Raw genomic sequence first — 19020 nt, forward strand, 5'->3', positions numbered from 1 at the left:
CTTCAGCGCCCACGCTGCAAAACCTCATCTTCATGTTTCAAACCATCGTTTCCCGCATCGCCTGGTTTTTCGCGCTTTGGCTGCTCCAAGTTTTGGTTTTTAACCACGTCCACATTTTTGGATATGCCACACCGATGCCCTACGTCTATTTTCTGCTCATCCTTCCGGTCTCCACACCGCGCTGGGCATACGTTCTGTCGGGCTTCGTTCTGGGTTTGTTGATTGACATCTTTGCCAACACGCCCGGGATGGCGGCTTGCGCGCTGACACTGACCGGTCTTTTCACGCCTTGGCTGGTCAATGTGTTCCGCCCTTCCGATGACGATGAGAACTTTGCTCCCTCGCGAAAGACGATGGAATGGAGTGGTTTCACCAAGCTCATCGTCGCTGCCGTCAGTCTTCACTGCATCGCCTTTTTCCTTCTGGAAACTTTCTCTTTCGTTGATTTCCACGAGATTCTCATTCAAATCATCAGCAGCAGTCTTCTCACCTCGCTTTTCTGCGTAGCGCTGGAACTGATTCGCGTGAAATGAAAGAAAAACCATCCTTTTGCATCTTCTGCTACCTCTTTTCACACCTTATATATAACTAAGGTGTCGTCTCCGTTCCCTCCCTTTTTTCACAAGTCCTTTTCTCTTCACCACAGCGCAGAAAAAAACGGCATTGAACAAGCACTTTGAAATCCGCAAATTTGTCATTGGTGGCGTCGCGGTCGGCATCATTTTCATCTATCTGATCCGACTTTTCACGCTGCAACTCTGGAGTGACGACTACAAAAAGAACGCCGACTCCAATGCCTTTCGGAAAGAGATTCAATATCCTTCCCGAGGGCTGATTTTTGACCGAAACGGAAAGATTTTGGTCTATAACGAGCCGTCCTATAACATCATGGTGGTCATGAACGAACAGCGCGGAATTGACACGCTGGACTTCTGTCAGACCGTTGGAATCACGAAGGAGGACTACATCAAACGCATGGCAGACATCAAAGACCCTTTGAAAAACGCAGGCTACTCGCGCTACACACCACAGCTTTTCATGTCGCAAATTCCCGCCAAAGAGTTCTCCCTCTTCCGAGAGAAACTCTTCCGCTTCAAAGGGTTCAGCGTGCAGAAAAGAAGCATCAGACAATATTCTGACCGAATCGGAGCACACATCCTGGGAGACGTGGGGGAAATAAACGCCAGAGAACTGGAACAGGACTCAGACAAATACTATCAAAGTGGCGACTACGTCGGCAAACTCGGCGTCGAGCGTTCCTTTGAAAAGCAACTCCGCGGAGAGAAAGGCATGAGAATCATGCTACGAGACGTGCACGGAAGAACCTTCGGACACTATCAGAACGGGAAATACGACAAAACGGCACGCGCCGGCAAGAACCTCACACTCGGACTTGACCGCGACCTTCAACAACTGGCGGAGACCCTGCTCGAAGGAAAGCTCGGTGCCATCGTGGCGATTGAGCCGAAAACCGGCGAAGTGCTCTGTCTCGCCTCCTCGCCGACCTACGACCCACGAATGATGGTCGGGCGTGACAGAGGAAAGAACCACCAGCTCCTCGACAAAGACCCGATGAAGCCGCTCCTCAACCGAGCCATCATGGGAACCTATCCGCCAGGCTCTACCTTCAAAATCTCGCAAGCACTCGTCGGGCTGCAAGAAGGAAGCATCACTCCTGCCATCTCGTTTCCTTGCAGCCACGGCTTCAACTACAAAGGACTTCACGTCGGATGCCACGGACACGCCTCGCCCATACCGCTCGTGCCCGCCATCGGAACGTCCTGCAACTCCTACTTTTGCTGGAATCTCTACCGCATGCTCAACAACCGAGCCAAATACGGCTCCGTGCAAAACGCCATGACTAAGTGGAAGGACTACATGGTGGCAATGGGTTTTGGCTACAAGCTCGGAATCGACCTCCCGGGAGAAAGAAGAGGAATGATTCCAAACGCGGACTACTATGACAAGGCTTACAAAAAGTCCTGGAACGGGCTCACCGTCATCTCCATCGCAATCGGACAGGGCGAGGTGACAGCCACGCCACTCCAAATTGCAAATCTCGCCGCCACCGTCGCAAACCGAGGCTATTTCATCACGCCACACGTCGTCAAAGCCGTCCAAGACGGAAGAATCGACCCGGAATACAAGCGGAAACGCTACACCGGCGTGGACAAAAAATGGTACGAATACGCCGTGGCGGGCATGCGCCGTGCGGTTCTCGGCGGAACTTGTCGTGGCGCCGACCTGCCCGGAATTGAAGTGTGCGGAAAGACCGGAACCGCTCAGAACAGAGGTCACGACCACTCCGCCTTCATGGGATTTGCCCCGATGAACGACCCCAAGATTGCCGTGGCTGTTTATGTCGAGAACGGAGGCTTTGGAAATGTCTATGGTGTGCCGCTCGGCGCGCTCATCATAGAGCAATATCTGAACGGCAAACTTTCCGAAGCCTCGCAGAAAAAAGTGGAGCACTTCCGACAAATGCACATCAAATATCCCGACTACGCCCGTTAATCCTCCCACCCCCTTCTTTCCACCTTTCAAACATGTCAGAAATCAAAACAAAATCTCCGTTGTTGCGCGTGGACTATCTCGTGGTCCTGCTCTATGTGGTTCTGCTCGTCTGCGGCTGGTTCAGCATCTGCGGCGCCACCCACGAAACCGGCGACACGGACTTCTTTGCCTGGGAGGTTCGCACGGGAAAACAAATCGTTTGGATTGGTTGCGCCTTCGTTTTGGGCTTTCTCGTGCTCATGACGGACGACAAATATTTTGACATGACGGCGGACCTGTTCTACTGGCTGATGATGCTCTTGCTTCTCGTCACACCCTTCATCGCCAAGGACATCAAAGGTTCCCGCTCATGGGTCAATCTCGGGTTTTGCAACATTCAACCCGCGGAGTTTGCCAAGTGTGTCACGGCGCTCGCAGTAGCCAAGCTTCTGAACCGCTACGGTTTCACGATGACCGACATGCGATGCTTTTTGAGGGCAGCCGCTCTGATTCTCTTGCCGATGGTGCTCATCATCCTTCAGAAGGAAACGGGTTCCGCGCTGGTCTATCTTGCCTTCTTCCTCATGTTCTATCGTGAGGGAATGCCCGGCTGCTTCCTTTTCACTGCCGTCGCGGCGGTGGTCTATTTTGTCGTCGGCATCCGCTTTGGCGAGACGGAACTGCCGGGCACCCTGTCCTCCGTCGGCGAGTTCACAGTCTTGCTGCTCATTTGGGCTTTCACACTCGGAATGCTTCAGGTCTATCATCCCCGCAGCCGAACTGCCCCACTCTTTTTGCGCATCGGACTGGCTGCCACGGTCGTCTCGCTGTTGGTTTCAACGCTCATCATTCCCTTTGACGTTTCGTGGGTCTTGCTGGCTCTGCTGCTCGCCATGACGGGACAGATGCTTTGGCAGTGGCTCGGCGAGCGCGTGAACACAGGACTTTTCATCGCTCTCTTCACCCTCGGGAGCACCGCCTTCCTCTACACTTCCAACTTCGCGCTCAACGAGGTGCTCGAACCGCACCAGCGAACACGCATCCAAGTTTTGCTCGGCATGAACGAAGATGACCGCGCCGCAGGCTACAACGTCAACCAAAGCAAAATCGCCATCGGCTCGGGAGGACTTGAGGGAAAGGGATTCATGAACGGCACACAGACAAAACTCAAATATGTTCCCGAGCAAGACACCGACTTCATCTTCTGCACCGTGGGCGAGGAACAGGGTTTTGTGGGCTCGGCAGGCGTTCTCCTGCTTTTCTTGACCCTCATCCTGCGTCTCATCTACTTGGCGGAACGCCAGACTTCGACCTTCGGAAGAGTCTATGGCTACTGCGTCCTGAGCATCCTCCTCTTCCACGTCTTCATCAACGTCGGCATGGTGATGGGATTGACGCCCGTCATCGGCATCCCGCTCCCTTTCTTCAGCTACGGCGGCTCCTCGCTTTGGGGATTCACGCTCATGCTCTTCATTTTCCTTCGCATCGATGCGGGACGAAAACGAACCTGACGCCCCATGAAAAAATGGCGTCGCTCACCACAAACACCCCTTCAAAACAAACCATCTCACATGACCTCTTCCAATCCACAGAACAAAGGACACTATTTCATCTGGTTGATTCTCATCGCCGTCCTGGCAGTCGGCATCGTCTTCCTGAAAAAGACGGGTGCCGACGACCGAAACCTGCGACGCGAAAAGAAAAGCGTGGACACAGCCTCCGTGGCACGTCCGGACACCACGCTGGACTCCGGAGTGGTGCTTCCGCCCGTGAACGACACCGTCATGTCGCCGCTCCCGGACACGCTCCTCGGTCGTGACCGACGCAACCCCTACGAGGCGGGCTACGAGGACGGCTATGCCGCAGGATGCGATGACGGAGCGAACGACACGCCCAAAGCCACCTACGACGAAACGAACAACTTCGTCGGACGAAAGGAAAGACAGGACTACGTCCGCGGCTATCGCGAGGGCTATGCCGTCGGACTTGAAGACGGCGTCAGCGAACAGCAGTTCGGCATCTGAGCGAAGGGGAACACAGCACAAAGAAAAGAAAAAACGAACCTGCGCGCCAATTGGTTACTTACGCCCGAGAGACGGTAAGTAACGAGTCCTAAGGAAAGTGTGACAAAGTCTAAGGAAAGTGTGACAAAGTTTTGTTTTTTGTTTTACGTTCAAAGCGGCGCAGTCGCTTGCGTCATGCATAAGTGACCAACGGGCGGGCGATGGAGACGGCGAGACGGGCAGAGAATGCCGTCCGCCCCGAACACCTCTCCCCTTGACTGACCAATGTCAGCCTTGCGCCTCTGCGCACCGCCCGTTCAAAAGATTGGAAGGCTGCATGCCCTCGAAGTAAAACTCCTTCGGGCACACAGCCTTCCTGACGGCTTGTTCTCTGAAATTCAGCTACTCGGGGATGCACCTCGGAAGCCACACACAATGTTTTTCCAGTTCCCTTGTCGCCGTTCGGCGCAAGAGTGGCGTCACATTCGGTTGATGACGCTTTCGACCTCGCTCTTACTCTTGGAGCGGTCGCGCATGGCGTTGAAATTATAGTTCAAATTGACAAAGAATTTTCTTGTGTCACCCTGCCCGTGCTGCTCAAAGAAACCCTTTTCCATGAAGAGACGCATGTTCATCTGCCTGTAGAGGAGGTCGCGGACGCCCATTCTGACGGTGAGAGACTTTTTGAAGAAGGAACGCGAAAGCGAAGCCTCCAAATAGTGCAACGGTTCGATGATTTGTGTGTTTTCTGCATTTCCACAACCGATGAACGTGTATTTCACACCGAACGTGAAGTCCTTCGGCAACACAAAGTCGTTGTTGAGCACCGCAAAGAACTGCGGATTGTTGAAGTCACGCGTGGCGGAGGCGGCTTCCATCTTGAGGAAATGTTGGGTGAAGCCGAGCGTCCACGTGGGGCGGAAGAAATTGAACTTGGGCGAGAGCGTCACCATGAGTTTGACGAGGTCAAACGTCTTATTCACATAACTCACTTTTGTGACCTCCTCGTTCCCTGGGACGGAGGTACCCCACCAGAGATGACCGTCCTTGTCGTGGTTGTAGGTTGCCATGACTTGCAGCCATTTCCAGACGGAGGTGAAAGTCAAATCGTGGTGCACACAGGGTCTAAGGTTGGGGTTACCGCCTTGAAGGAGGAAACGGTTTCCGTAGGTCACGTTGTTGGAGAGTTGAGCGTAGCTCGGTCTCACGGTTTTGACCGTGTATGCCGCCATGAGTTGCACGGCGTTTTTTCCTTTTCCGAAGGCAGTGGAGAGAGAGAGCGAGGGGAAGAAATTATTGTAGGTCGGTGACTGGCTCGCCACTTTCTTTTGGTCTTGGAAGTATTCGTAGGCAGCGTGTTCAAAGCGGACGCCCGCGGTGAGGCTGTAGCGTTTTGCGATGAAGGTGGAGTATTGCACAAAACCTGCTGCCATTCTTTCCACCTGCTTTGAACTGGCAGACGTGACGCCGGGGAGGGTGATGTCCACATAATAGTCGTCGTGACGGTTGGTTTGAGAGAATTGTGAGCCAAGTGCCACCTTTCCCCCGAGCCAGGGCCACTCATACTGCGCCTTTGCCGCGAAGAGACGGTTGGAGATATCGCCCCTCGTGGTGAACGGCGGTCTCTCCTCTCCCGTCTGACTGGTTTCGTTCTGAGCGCTGGTTGTGGAGACGCCGGAGGCGAAGAAGTCTGCGTCGAGAGACAATTCGCCTTTGCCGAGTTTTCCGACGTAGTAGGCATTGAGCGTGTGGGTCAAATCGTTGTCCTTGTCCTGGGAAAGTACGTTTGTGAGGTGGTCTTCGACGACGCCGTTGTGAACCACGTCAGAGTTGAGTTCGCCTCCTCCCTTCTCAGTGGGTGAGACGTGGCAGTCATATTTGAAACCAATCGTGTGACCCTCTGCCAACTCATAGTTCAATCCGAATCCGAAAGGAATGTCACGGTCTCTGGAGGTCACGTTCTGCGTCAACGGGAAGCGCCACGACTCGGAAGGAGAGAGAATGGTGTTCTGAGCGGAAAAACTCTTCCAAAACCAGCGCCCTGCGCTAAAACCCGCAGAGGCAAAGACGTCAAGCGCGTCCTTACGATAGTTGACGCGAACGTGGGTCGAACTTTGGGTGTACTTTCCTTGTGAGAAATACTCTGAAGCACTGACACCGAATCCCTCGCCCTTTCTTCTGATGGTACGGATTCTGACGACAGCATTGACGCTTGCATCGTAGCGCGCGCCGGGTGTGGTGACCACTTCAACCTGCTTGATGTCGCTGCTTTGGAGCTGCTTGAGTTCCTTCAAGTCTCTGACCTGTCGCCCGTTGATATAGTAAACCGGTTTCCCTTTACCAATCACTTCGAGCGACCCGTCTTCATTTCCCTTGTCGATGATGCCCGGCACCTCTCGCAGAACGTCGTGTGCAGTGCCCGCTTCGGTGAGGGTGGTGTTCTCAACGGTTGTGACAATGGCATCGCCTTCCAGTCTGGCGACGGGGCGGCGTGCGGTGACGGTGGCTTCGCGCAGTTGCTGAGAATGAAGCGGCTTGAGGATGATGGTGAGCATCGCGGGAGTCGCTCCTGCCGAGGCAGTGGCGGGATTGTAGAAGAGGGTCTCATAGCCCAGCGCATTGACGCGGAGCAGTTTCACGGCAGTGCCGGCGGGAAATTCAAAACTGCCGTCTTCACGGCTGAGGGAGGCTGCCAGCGCAACCGAATCCTTCGGCTGGAGGCTGACGACGTTGGCGAAAGCAACAGGGTTGCCTTTCGGATCAACGACTTTTCCTTTTGTCTGAGCCAACGCGGGCAAACAGATGATGATGAGCAAAAGGAAAACGAAGAGAGGAAGATAACGTTTCATTATTCTCTGTGTTTTTAAAGGCTAACCCTTCTTTTCAGTGGCTTCGCGATAGGCGTTTTCCACTTCTGAGAAAGGAATCTGAAGTTGTTGAAGTTGCTGAATGAAGTCCGGAAGTGTGTTTGAAATGAAGCGGGAACGACGCGCATCAAGGATGAGCTTCAGCGCGTCGGCAGCCACGAAATATCCCATGCCGCGCTTCTGATAGATGACACCTCGCTGAGAGAGCAAATCGTAGGATTTGACTGTCGTGTTGGCGTTCACTTCAAGCAGCGCACTGTATTCTCTCACGCCCGGAACGCGGGTGTCGGGCGCATAACTTCCGGAAAGAATCTCGTCGCAAAGGCGTTCGGCGATTTGAACATAGATGGGTTGTCCGTCTTTGAAAATCATAAGCTGAAAATTTTGAGGTGAGAACGCGGAATGACCTGCAGGCGTCCGAACCAACGCCAACAGCCCCACAGACAAGCCACGGTCGCCAGGAGTTCAAGGAAAATGAAAAACGAAGAAAAAGCAACCACGACGTCGTCAGTGACAAGGCGCGTCTGGGGATGCAAACCGACATAGACGCCCATCAGGAAGACAAAACCCGTGAAAAGCAAAAAGAGAATGCACTGCGTCTGGACAAAAGAGTGCTTGCGAAAACAAACGCTGCCCAAAAGATTGGCGGAACAAACAAAAAGAAAATTGGTGACGGTGCCAACCTGGGAAATCACGCCCAAAGCATTGATGTGACCCTCGACATGAGGAAGCCGGAAAAAGGACTCGAAACTCTCAACGAGAGCGCCCCAAGGACTCACCACCTCAAAGTCAAAGAAGGTGAGCAAAAGAACAAGAAGACGCTCTGCCACAGTGAAACTCAACAAGATGGCGAGACCGGCGCCCAGCGTGTGCAACAAAATGCGCACCCCAAACTTGGCACGAAGAGAAGCCGGCAACATGAAGAAGGAAATGCGCCCCTGCTTCGTGCGAAGACAAGAGAATGTCTGAGAAATTGAATAGACAAAGAAAAGCCCGGACAAAAGAATGGTGAGGAAAGCGCCCAGCAAACCGTCGCGCCCGTCGGACACCATCCAGGCGAAGAGAAGAGCCACGCTGAAAGCAACCATCATGCCGCCGCAGATGAGAAGCCCTTTGCGCCATTGGCTCAGAAGTTCGTGGAGGAAAAGATGACGTGTCATGAGGAAAAGAATGTGAGATTTTTGCAAAAATGAAAACGCAAAAAGAGAAGATTCCGAAAAGGGAGAAAAGGGAAAACGGTTCTTCACTGAACTTGCTTGTGACAGAAAAGCCAGGGAATCAAGCTCAAAAGGAACAGGGTGAGAAGTCCAAGAAAGACGGTCGCAAACAATTCAAAGGCGTCCGCGTGACAGTTCAGCCACACAGTGACGAAGTCCACCGAGGAAGCCACCCAAGACAGCGTGAAGAGGATAAAGAAAAGAAGAACGTTGGTGAAAACAAAGGCGCGACGACGGAAAATCAAACCGCCCGCCACCTGACACAGCCAAACGATGAGCAAACCAAACACAATGTCCAAACCACTGTAAAGGGAGGAAAGATTGCCTTGGAAACCGTCTGAAAAATAGGTTGCAAAAACTTGCCAACCCTGGCGACACATCTCGCCAACGGCTGAGAAGGAAAAACCACTGCTCACGCCCAACACGGCAAGCACTCCCACGCGAAGCAGATCTGCCAAGAAGTAGGCGACAAGAGGCCAAGCCACACCAAATAATAAGACCACAACAAAACGAGAAGCCATCTTCTCCAAATTGGAGGCGGGCAACATGAAAAACTTCAGTCGGGAGTCTTTCGTGGAAAGGTTGGTGAACATCATGCTGCTTGCAACCAACACATAGAGCACCGTCAGAACCAAACAGTAGCGCGAAGCGGAAAAAGCGAGCACGTCTTCCAACACTTCCAACGAAATGTCAGGGGGATTGACCAGCTTCCAATAGATGCCGACAAAACCAAAGAAATAGCCCAGGAAAATGCCAAGCATGGCGGGAAGGTAGCGATTCAATCGGATGTCAAGGCGCAGGAGTTGTGCGAACCTTTGAAAACTGAATTGTTTCATTTTGAGGAAAATTGAATGAGACAAATGAAAACAGCATCACTTCAAACTCTCCGGCAGACTGCCTGACTCGGCACAACAGAAGAGCAGTTCGAGATTCACGGGCGTTTCATCGTCGGGGTTCGTGTTGGGAACGAGCACGGCGTTACCGGCTAAACTGGGCTGCACATAAAGCGCATCTTCCAACGACTCGCTCATGGAACGCTGCTCACAACGCACGGCAGCACTGATTTCGCTCATACTGCGATTCAAAAGAACCAACGACCCTTCAATCATAACGACGTGGTCCAACAACATCTCGACGTCACGAACCTGGTGGGTGGAAATGATGACGGCTTGCTCATCGGAGATGTGCTGCGCAACAATCTTGCGGAAAATGCTCTTGGAAGGAATGTCCAAACCGTTGGTCGGTTCGTCCATGATGAGAAGGCGGGTGCGGGTGGCAAGTGCAAAACTCATGAAAGCCTTCTTCTTCTGACCCATGGAAAGAGAACCGAGATTCAACGTGGCAGGCAGTTCAAACGCTTCAAGACAACGCTGAAGAATCGCGGCGTCAAAGCGAGGATAGAAAGGAGCATTGAGTTTCACATAGGTCTCCATGGTCACATTCGGAAGTTCAAACTCTTCGGGAACAAGAAAAATGTCTTGCAAAACTTCGGGAAGGCGCAGCTTGACATCCTTGCCGTCAAACGTGACGCTGCCCGACGTCGGACGAAGCAAGCCGCAGATGAGATAGAGCAAAGTGCTCTTGCCGGTTCCGTTCTTTCCGAGAAGACCGTAGATGTGACCGGGTTCGAACGAAAGGCTGAAATCGTGAAACACTTCGGCGCGGCGTTTGCCGTAACTGAAGGAGATGTTTTCTATCTGTAACATCGTGTCTTTTTGGTTTATTGGTTGATGAATCTTGATAAAAAGCCCGCCGTCGCGCGATAGGCGAACCACTGTACTACTTAAATAGTACACTGCAAAAGTAGAGGCTTCCAAATTACCAACCAAGAAAAACGCGAAGAAATTTCATTTTTCCCTCATTTTTTCTCAGACCAAGGGTCGAAGCCTGAAATTTGCACCCTCAAGAACGGGCTGAAGCGTACTAAAAAAAGGAGGCGCAGCGAAACACTGCACCTCCCAAAACAAAAACACGTTTCAGTGATTTCAACAGACCAAACGCTCGGCACGACCCACGCGCCGCAGCGCGGTGCGAAGCGTGCTTCACAGAAATCTCAGAAAGACGATTCGGACAGCAAAACGGCAAGGTCGGAGGCGGCGAGCTGGGCATCGCGCTCCGCTTCCAATTGTGCGGTGACGGCGGAATCGTAGAACGTGACTTCCAACAGGCAGTCCGTCAGCGAGAGCTGCCCCTCTTCGTAGGCGCGGCGCACCTTCGCCACACCTTCCGAGCGGAATTGCTCCGCCGTGAGTTCCTCCGCCGTTTCCCAAAGCGAGCGCGCTTCTTCCCACGAACGCGTCACGTCCCGGCGAAGGCGAATCTCGGTCGCCTCCATGTCCGTCCGAACAGCCTCGGCTGCCAGCCGGCGCGAACGACTCTCGGCGCGTCCCCTGCCCCAAAGCGGAATGGTGACGCCGAGGCTGACGCCACTGTAGCGCACCTCGCGAGTGTATTCTCCGGCAAAGCCGACGGAAAACGTCGGGCGATTCAGCACCTTTGAAAGACGATGCTCGCTTTCCGCCAAAGCCACCTCCCGCTTCGCCTTCAGCACGGCGGGATGCACGGCGGCAGCCTGCTCCACGACGGGAAGAGTTGGAAGGGCGGCGAGCGCATAGGTCGTGTCACGGAAGCACACCTCCGCGCCGTCTGCCAGTTGCGAAAGTTGCGCCATGACGTCACGGCGTTGCGCTTCCTGCCGTTTCAGTTCTGTCTGTGCCATGAGCAATTGTAAGCGTGCCTTTGACACTTCCTGCGAGGTGGCTTCGCCGAGTGCTTTTCTGCGCATCGCGTGTTGGAGAATGCCATCCGCGGTTTTCACACGGTTCTGCAGTTCGGAGCAGAAACGATTCAGAAAAACTGCTTCGACCATGAGGCGACGCGCTTGGCAGTGAAGGTCGTAGCGGGTCAGCACATAGTCTCCCCAAGCCACGCTGTCGGCTGCCTGAGCCACCTTCCGGCGCCGCCCGGTCAGCATACCCCAATCCAAACTCTGGGACACGTTCACGTTCGTCCGCGCCGGAGTTCCCTTGGGAGAGCCGGCAAAATGAGCCACCTCTGCCTCGGGGTCATCCCATCGCACCTCGGCATCACTGGCGGCGCGACCTGCCTGAAGTTTGGAGCGCGCGGCACGAAGAGTGGGACTCTCGCGCTCAATCGTGTGCCACAAATCGGTGCTCTGGGCGGGAGAAGACAAAGGAATGAAAAACAAAAGGAAAAAGAGAGAAGTCTGTTTCATGAACGGAAGTCTGAGAGAGTGACGAGGTTTCCGCCGAGGCTGCGGACAGAACAAGGCGGGAATGAGAATGAGATTAAGCAGCGTGCCGGTCAGTAAGCCACCGAGAATCACACACGCCATGGGGCTTTGAATCTCGTTGCCCGGCAGGTCTCCACCGAGAGCCAGCGGGATGAGCGCCAAAGCGGAAGTCAGCGCGGTCATGAGAATCGGTTGCAGGCGGTCGGCAGAGGCTTCCACCACCATGCGACGCGTCAAAGCGCGCCCGGCGGAGAGAGAACGATAGCGCTCCACGAGCAACATGCCGCCGCGGGTGGCGATGCCGAAGAGGGAGACAAATCCGATGAGGGCAGGGATGCTGAGGACCTGTCCGGTCACCAGCAACGTCACGACGCCGCCCAGCAACGCCAGCGGAAGACCCAGCATCACGATGGAGGCGTGGCGCCAAGAACGGAACTGACCGAAGAGCAAGAGAAATATGATTCCGACACTTGCCGCGGACAGCCAGGACAACAGAGCGGAGGCACGTGCCTCGCTCTCAAATTGTCCGCCGAACTCAATCTGATAGCCTTCGGGAAGTTTGACCTTCTCTGCCACCGCGGCTTTCATTGCGTCCACCGTCTGACGGACATCGTCGGCGGTGACATTGGCAGAAACAACCACTTTGCGCCGGGCATTCTCGCGGGAAATACTGTGAGGACCGGAGGTCAAAACCACGTCAGCCACATCCGAAAGCGGGACGGTCGTTCCGTCGGGACAGCTGACGGGCAAACGGCGGATGTCCTCCACGCTCCTTTCACCGCTGCCGGCGAAACGAAGCGTGAGGTCACTCGGGAAACCGTCTTCTTGGACGGAACCGACGCGCAGACCACCGAGGGAAGCCTCCACATGCTCCGAGAAAGCTGGGAGTGTGATGCCACGGGCGGCGAGGAGCGTGCGACGAGGACGAATGTCAATCTGCGGGCGCTCCACTTGTTGCTCGACGTTCAAGTCGGCAATACCTTCAATACCCGAGAGGGCATTTTTCACCTGCAGTCCGAGCGAATGAAGACGTGGGAGTTCCGGACCAAAAATCTTTATCGCCACACCGGCTTTCGTGCCGGACAGCATGGCATCAATGCGATGGGAAACGGGCTGCCCGATTTCCACATTGACGCCGGAGAAGACTTCAAGGCGGTGACGAATGTCCGCCACGAGTTCTTCTTTGCTGCGGTCTGAAAGTTCGAAAGGCACTTCCAGTTCAGAAACGTTCACGCCAAGCGCATGCTCGTCGAGTTCGGCACGCCCGGTTTTTCGTGCCGTGTGTTTCACCTCAGGAATCTGAAGCAAAATTTCTTCGGCACGCCGACCGATGCAGTCGGTCTCTTCAAGCGTCGTGCCGGGCAAAGCACTGAGATTGATGGTGAAAGAACCTTCGTTGAAAGGAGGAAGGAAGGAGCGACCGAGACTAAACCCGAGGACAATGGTCAGCAAAGACAACACAACGGTCATTGCCCAAATTCCTTCCTTGGGGAGGCGAAGCACACGCCAAAGCACACGACGATAGGTTTGCTGCAAAGCCACCACCCAGCGCGGCTCGCAAGTCTCGCGGTCGGGATTCAACAAGTAGGAACTCAAAACGGGCGTCAGTGTCAGCGCAATGAGCGTCGAGGCAAAAAGGCTGACGATGAAACTGATGCCCAAAGGCTCGAGCATCCTTCCCTCCATGCCGCCCAGGAAAAAGAGAGGAATAAAACTGACGATGATGATGAGCGTGGAGTTGAAAACGGGCATACGAACCTCTTTCGAAGCCTCAAAAACCACTTCCAACCGAGAGCGACGCGACGCCTCCGGCAAACGCGCATTTTGACGAAGCCGCTTGAAAACATTTTCTACGTCCACAATCGCGTCATCCACCAAAGACCCGATGGCAATCGCCATGCCACCGACGGACATCGTGTTCACTGTCAGCCCCATGAGTTTCAGTACGAGCAAGGTGACCAGCAAAGAGAGCGGGATGGTCACGAGCGAGATGAAGGTCGTGCGCGGATTCATCAAAAAGACGAAAAGCACGAGCACGACAAAGATGCCGCCTTCGAGCAGTGACTTTTGAATGTTACCGATGGAGGCATCAATGAAATCCTGCTGGCGATAGAGCCGGGTGTGGAAAGTGACGGAGGCGGGAACACTGCGCTTCATGTCTTCCACGGCAGCATCAAGTTTTGCGGTCAATTCGCGGGTGTCGATGCCGGGCTGTTTGGTGACGGTGAGAATGACCGCAGGCTTACCCTCGACCGAGGCGCAGCCCATGGCGGGTTCGCGCGCACCGACTTTCACCTCTGCCACATCGCCAAGCGTGACGCCGGGAGCGGCACCGCTGAGGGCTGCCTGCTTCAGTTCTTCGGGATTACGCGTCGAGAGAACACCGCGAACGACATATTCATTCCCAAATTCTTCCATCGTTCCGCCGGGAGCGTTGAGCGTCATCTCGCGAACGGAAGAAATCACATCGGAGAGCGTCACACGATGCTGCGACAAAAGTTCGGGGTGCACAAGAATTTGATATTCCCGCACGCCACCGCCGATGACAGCGACCTGTGCCACGCCGCCCAAAGAGAGGAGGTGGGGGCGAAGGGTTCTATCTGCAAGGTTCCGAAGTTCAAAGGCAGAGAGGGAGTCGGAAGTGAGACCAACGAACAGCACTTCGCCCATGATGCTGGACTGCGGACCTATCACGGGAGAAGAAACACCGGAAGGCAGTTCTCCGGCGACGGTTGTCAATTTCTCCGAAACAATCTGTCGAGCACGGAAAATGTCAAAGCCCCAATCGAACTCGACCCAGACGACGGAGAAGCCGGACGTCGAGGAGGAACGAACGCGCCGTACTCCTGTCGCACCGTTCACGGACGTCTCGACGGGAAACGTGACAAGACGCTCCACTTCCTCTGCCGCCATGCCTCGTGCCTCGGTCATCACAACGACGGTGGGGGCGGTCAAATCCGGGAAAACATCCACTTCCATCTCCCTTGCCGTCCAAGTGCCCGCCACAATCAGCAGAACGGAAAAGAAAAGAATCAACGGGCGATTGCGAAGAGAAAAAGATATGATTTTGTTCAGCATGAGTTTCTGGATTTACGTTATACCACATATTCTTTTTCTCCGACGTCAATGACTGTGTCCCGCGGGAACGGCGCCCGCATTTTCAGCCATGCGGAGTCGTGAGGCACCCGCCGTGACCACCTTCTCGCCACTTTTCAGTCCGTCGGTGATTTCGGTGCGCAGTCCGTCGGTCGCACCCACCTTCACTTCGCGACGGGAAAACGCGCCGGCATGAAGTTGGACATACACAAAGAACAGACCTTGCGCCTCAACCAACGCAGCGTTCGGAACGGTGAGGACATTGCCGCGCTCGTTGCCTTTCAGATAGACCTGCGCCGCGGTGCCCGACACAATGTCGCCGCTGTTGTCAAAACTGAAAGTGACGGGGACGCAGTTTGCGGCGGAAGCATCGGCAGAACTGCCGCGCGCCACCAATTTTCCGTTGAGCGCGTCGAGCGAACGAGCCTCACGGTCGGACGAAAGGCGGAACGAGGCGGTGCGCACGGAGGAAAGAAAAGCGGAATGACGAAGCGGCACGTCGGCACGCAAAAGGAGGCGGCGGTCCTGACTGATAACTGCCAACGGCTGACCGAGTTCGACGTAGGCGCCGGGCTGCACGAGCAACGATTTGACGAAGCCTGCCATCGGAGCACCGACACTGCGCGAGCGAGTGGCACCGCCGAATCCGGCAACAGTGGACGCTGCCTGGCTGTGACGTCGGCGGGCTTCTTCCACTGCGCTGCGCGAGATGAGATCCTCGCGGAAGAGTTTCTCAGCACGCTCCAACGCCTGCTCCGCCGCCAACAGTTCGGCACGGGCAACACCGACCGGGTTACCATCACCGAGCCGCGAGGCGTCGATGTGGAACAGCGGCTGACCCACCTTGACAGTGCTGCCCTCGGTCAGCGAAGAAGTCAGCGAAACGATGCCGGCGAGGGTGGCACAGACTGTTTGTTCGCCGCCTGTGGTCGGCATCACTTTACCGGCGACTTCAATCACTTCGGCAAAGGAGCCGGGGCACACGGTTTCAGTTTGAATGCCAGCCTCAGCGAGTTGGGCGGAGGAAAGAAGAATCTCATCGTCGGCGTGAGTTTCTGCTTTTGGGGCATGGTCATGGCTGCCATGCTCGTCATGCGAAGAGGCATGGCAAGACCACAAGAGCGGAGCGGTCATCAGAACCGCCGCCCAAAGGAAAGGAAATTTCATGGGAAGGGAAATTAGGGTTGAAAAATGTGGGTTCTTTCAGGACAAACACATTCCAACCGGCGGACCGCGACGCGACGACGGAGCGCCAAGGGGAGTTGACAAGGAAGAAGGAGTCTGCCACTCCCGAGGAGCAGACACATATAATAATATAGGAAGCGGCACGTGCACGCTCTCTCCGACCAGACAAAAAGGAGGCAAAGGTGTCGGCGCGGGAGTGAACGACTGGCGCTGAGCCGTGGGCTGCATCTTCCAAACCGCTTGGTGATGACAGGGAACGGTTTCCCCGCCATGGGAAGTGTGCTCATCGAGAAAACTTCCGTCCTCTTCGCACCATTCAAGGGCGAAACACGTGCCTCCTTCCGCATGATGGTGATGCGGAAACACAACGACCAGCAATAAGAGCAGGGCGGCGAAAAAGGGAAGGAAGTGAAAGCGATGCGGTTTCATTGACGGCGAAGATAGGACTTTTTGCTGCGAAAAAGCGGAACCGCGCGAAGAAACAGCGCTTTTTTGCGGTGTTTTAACGTTGAGGCACAGTTGAACGGGATTTTGTGCCCGCTGTTCAGGACAAAAGCCGTAACTTCGCGCCCGAAAAATAATTCTACGAAGACACTGCAGATTCTTCGACACTACACATTATTATTTATATATACGCAAAATGAAAAAAATCCTTCTCTCCCTCCTCGTGGTGCTCGGCTTTGCGACACAAGTACGTGCCGACGAGGGAATGTGGTTCCTCAAAATGATGGAGGAGCAACATCTTGAAGACTCCCTCCGCAAGGCGGGACTCCAACTGCCGGCTTCGGCGCTCTACAACGAAAACGGACCCTCGCTGCGCGACTGCATCGGCATCTTCGGCGGCGGCTGCACCGGAGAAATCGTCAGCCCCGATGGACTGGTCTTCACCAACCACCATTGCGGATTCTCCTACGTCCACGAGATGTCCGACCTGAATCACAACTACATCAAGGACGGCTTCTTCGCACAAAGCCGAAGCGAAGAACTTCGCTCCCCCGAGAGCCTCACCTTCACCTTCATCATCGGCATTGAAGATGTCACGGAGCAAATCCGGAAAGAAGGCGCCAAGCAGAAGAAGGACATCTACACCATGCAGAGCCAACGCTTCCTTGAACCCATCGCCAAAAAAATGCTGAAAAAAGGAAAGTACAAGAAGACCAAAGGCGTCACCGCTGAAATCTATCCCTTCTACGCCGCCAACCGCTTCTATCTTTTCTACGAACAAACCTATCTTGACGTGCGTCTCGTTGCCACGCCGCCCAACAACGTCGGACAGTTCGGCGGAAACACCGACAACTGGATGTGGCCGCGCCAAAACGCGGACTTCGCCGTCTTCCGCATCTACGCAGACAAAGACGGACAGCCTGCCCCCTACTCTGCCGACAACGTCCCTCTTCACCGAGAAAAATTCCTGCCCATCTCCCTCAAAGGAGTCAAGGAAAACGACTACACCATGATTATGGGATTCCCCGGCAGAACAAGCCGCTATCTCACCGCCTCTCAAGTCAAACTGCGCACACAAGACTCCAACGCGCCCATTGTCGCTGCCGGAAACCCGCTGCTTGACTACTACAAGAAACTCATGGACCAAAGCGATGCCATGCGCCTCAAGATTGAAGACCAGCACTTTGGCTACGGCAACATGATTAAGAACTACGGCGGCATGAACGAAAGCGTCGAAAAGGTGCGCCTCCTCGACGACAAAGCCAAAGAAGAGACTGCTTTCCGTGCCTTCGCCAAAAAGAGCGGCGTGAAAGAATATGAAAACATCATCGACCGCATCGACTCTCTCTGCGAAGCCACAAAAGATGCCATCCACGACTTCAATCTCGCCTTCATGGCACTCAACGCCGGATTCACACACCTCGACACGGAGTGCGTGGATGCCTACGTCAAAGCAGTCAAAAGCGGCGACAAGGATGCGATTGAAGAGGCTGCCACAAAACTCCGCAATGGCTGCGCCGAAAACTGCTCCGCCCTCAACGCCGAAATCGACCGCGGAGCCGCAGAAATCCTGCTCCCCATCTTCTTCAAAGAGAAAAGAATCAAGGACTGCCCCGACGTGCTCTCTGCCGACATGGACTTCAAAGCCTTTGCCCGGAAAATGTATGTGGAAAGCGTCTTCACCGACAGCGCGCGCCTCGCAAAAGCCATTGAAACAGCCGACACCACCGCACTCAAAAACGACCTCCTCTATCGCGCCACCTTCTCCTTTGGAAAATACGCCAACCGTCTCCGTCAGGCACAAGGCGACCGCAGTGCCGCAGCGGAACTGAACCACATCTACGTCCGCGGACTTTGTGAGATGTATGGTTGGACGAAAGCACCCGACGCGAACTTCACCATGCGCATGACCTACGGTCACATCTGCGACCTCAAACCCCGCGATGCCGTGCGCTATGACTGGCGCACTGTGCTCGACGGCATGTTTGAGAAGGAGAGCAAAACGGAGAGCGACTATTTCATCAATGAAAAACTCCGAAAACTCTACCTCGCCAAAGACTTCGGACCCTACGCCCGCGAAGACGGAAAACTGCCCACCTGCTTCCTCTCCAACAACGACATCACGGGCGGAAACTCCGGCTCGGCAGTACTGAACAACAAGGGCGAACTCATCGGTCTTGCCTTTGACGGAAACATCGAAAGCCTCAGCAGTGACCTCAAGTTCAACCCGCAACTCCAACGTTGCATCAACGTCGATGTGCGTTTCATCCTCTTCATCCTCGACAAATTCGGCGGCAGCAAATACCTGCTCGACGAACTGGAACTGAGAAAGTGAAGAATCCACCAGACAAGTTCCCAAAAACCAAACCCCGATGACGAGAAATCATCGGGGTTTGTTTTTTGTATCGAAATAATAGCGTCCGGAAAATAATTGGAAAATGCGTCAGAACAGCTGGGGAGCG

Annotated in this window: 13 protein-coding genes and 2 pseudogenes; 6 read left to right on the top strand and 9 right to left on the bottom strand. The window is 54.6% G+C overall.

Annotated features, from left to right (window positions below; all coding sequences use genetic code 11):
- Window positions 1-32 precede the first annotated feature (32 nt).
- The 4 genes from mreD (at window position 33) to I6E40_RS02995 (ending at window position 4517) form a co-directional block, all read left to right on the top strand.
- Window positions 33-533, top strand: a complete 501-nt coding sequence (mreD, locus tag I6E40_RS02980; RefSeq protein ID WP_235385407.1) for a rod shape-determining protein MreD — start codon at window positions 33-35, stop codon at window positions 531-533.
- A gap of 130 nt (window positions 534-663) precedes the next feature.
- A complete protein-coding gene (gene mrdA / locus I6E40_RS02985) occupies window positions 664-2514 on the top strand; it encodes a penicillin-binding protein 2 (protein ID WP_235385409.1) in 1851 nt (616 codons plus the stop codon).
- 32 nt (window positions 2515-2546) lie between these two features.
- Entirely contained in the window at window positions 2547-4004 is a 1458-nt protein-coding gene (gene rodA, locus I6E40_RS02990) for a rod shape-determining protein RodA (RefSeq protein WP_235385411.1), read from the top strand.
- 60 nt (window positions 4005-4064) lie between these two features.
- A complete protein-coding gene (locus I6E40_RS02995) occupies window positions 4065-4517 on the top strand; it encodes a hypothetical protein (RefSeq protein WP_235385413.1) in 453 nt (150 codons plus the stop codon).
- A gap of 458 nt (window positions 4518-4975) precedes the next feature.
- Here the strand turns inward: I6E40_RS02995 and I6E40_RS03000 are convergent, their stop codons facing one another.
- The 8 genes and pseudogenes from I6E40_RS03000 to I6E40_RS03035 form a co-directional block, all read right to left on the bottom strand.
- The gene (locus I6E40_RS03000) at window positions 4976-7345 is read right to left on the bottom strand and encodes a TonB-dependent receptor domain-containing protein (RefSeq protein ID WP_235385415.1); all 2370 of its coding nucleotides are present in this window, start codon (window positions 7343-7345) and stop codon (window positions 4976-4978) included.
- A 21-nt stretch (window positions 7346-7366) separates the two neighbouring features.
- Entirely contained in the window at window positions 7367-7735 is a 369-nt protein-coding gene (locus tag I6E40_RS03005) for a GntR family transcriptional regulator (protein WP_235385417.1), read from the bottom strand.
- Entirely contained in the window at window positions 7732-8523 is a 792-nt protein-coding gene (locus I6E40_RS03010; protein ID WP_235385419.1) for a hypothetical protein, read from the bottom strand. The genes I6E40_RS03005 and I6E40_RS03010 overlap by 4 nt, the downstream gene beginning before the upstream one ends.
- Before the next feature lie 83 nt (window positions 8524-8606).
- Window positions 8607-9416 carry a hypothetical protein gene (locus I6E40_RS03015; RefSeq protein ID WP_235385421.1) on the bottom strand — a complete coding sequence of 270 codons (810 nt, stop codon included), beginning with the start codon at window positions 9414-9416 and terminating at the stop codon, window positions 8607-8609.
- A gap of 36 nt (window positions 9417-9452) precedes the next feature.
- Window positions 9453-10286: an ATP-binding cassette domain-containing protein gene (locus I6E40_RS03020; RefSeq protein WP_235385423.1), complete on the bottom strand. Its 834-nt coding sequence runs from the start codon at window positions 10284-10286 to the stop codon at window positions 9453-9455.
- Between the two features lie 347 nt (window positions 10287-10633).
- Window positions 10634-11815 carry a TolC family protein gene (locus I6E40_RS03025; RefSeq protein ID WP_235385445.1) on the bottom strand — a complete coding sequence of 394 codons (1182 nt, stop codon included), beginning with the start codon at window positions 11813-11815 and terminating at the stop codon, window positions 10634-10636.
- A gap of 27 nt (window positions 11816-11842) precedes the next feature.
- Window positions 11843-14911: pseudogene (locus I6E40_RS03030) on the bottom strand (efflux RND transporter permease subunit); the annotation flags it as partial.
- A 45-nt stretch (window positions 14912-14956) separates the two neighbouring features.
- Window positions 14957-16096, bottom strand: a complete 1140-nt coding sequence (locus I6E40_RS03035; RefSeq protein WP_235385425.1) for an efflux RND transporter periplasmic adaptor subunit — start codon at window positions 16094-16096, stop codon at window positions 14957-14959.
- On the opposite strand from I6E40_RS03035, the gene I6E40_RS03040 reads away from it, so the two are divergent.
- Window positions 16095-16328, top strand: a complete 234-nt coding sequence (locus I6E40_RS03040; RefSeq protein ID WP_235385427.1) for a hypothetical protein — start codon at window positions 16095-16097, stop codon at window positions 16326-16328. The two genes, I6E40_RS03035 and I6E40_RS03040, sit on opposite strands and share 2 nt — an antisense overlap.
- A gap of 68 nt (window positions 16329-16396) precedes the next feature.
- Here the strand turns inward: I6E40_RS03040 and I6E40_RS11060 are convergent.
- Window positions 16397-16543 (bottom strand): annotated as a pseudogene (locus I6E40_RS11060) (hypothetical protein); the annotation flags it as partial.
- A gap of 211 nt (window positions 16544-16754) precedes the next feature.
- Here I6E40_RS11060 and I6E40_RS03045 point away from each other — a divergent pair.
- Window positions 16755-18893, top strand: a complete 2139-nt coding sequence (locus tag I6E40_RS03045; protein WP_235385429.1) for a S46 family peptidase — start codon at window positions 16755-16757, stop codon at window positions 18891-18893.
- Window positions 18894-19020: the final 127 nt, after the last annotated feature.

The organism is Prevotellamassilia timonensis (assembly GCF_021531665.1).
GTDB lineage: Bacteria > Bacteroidota > Bacteroidia > Bacteroidales > Bacteroidaceae > Alloprevotella.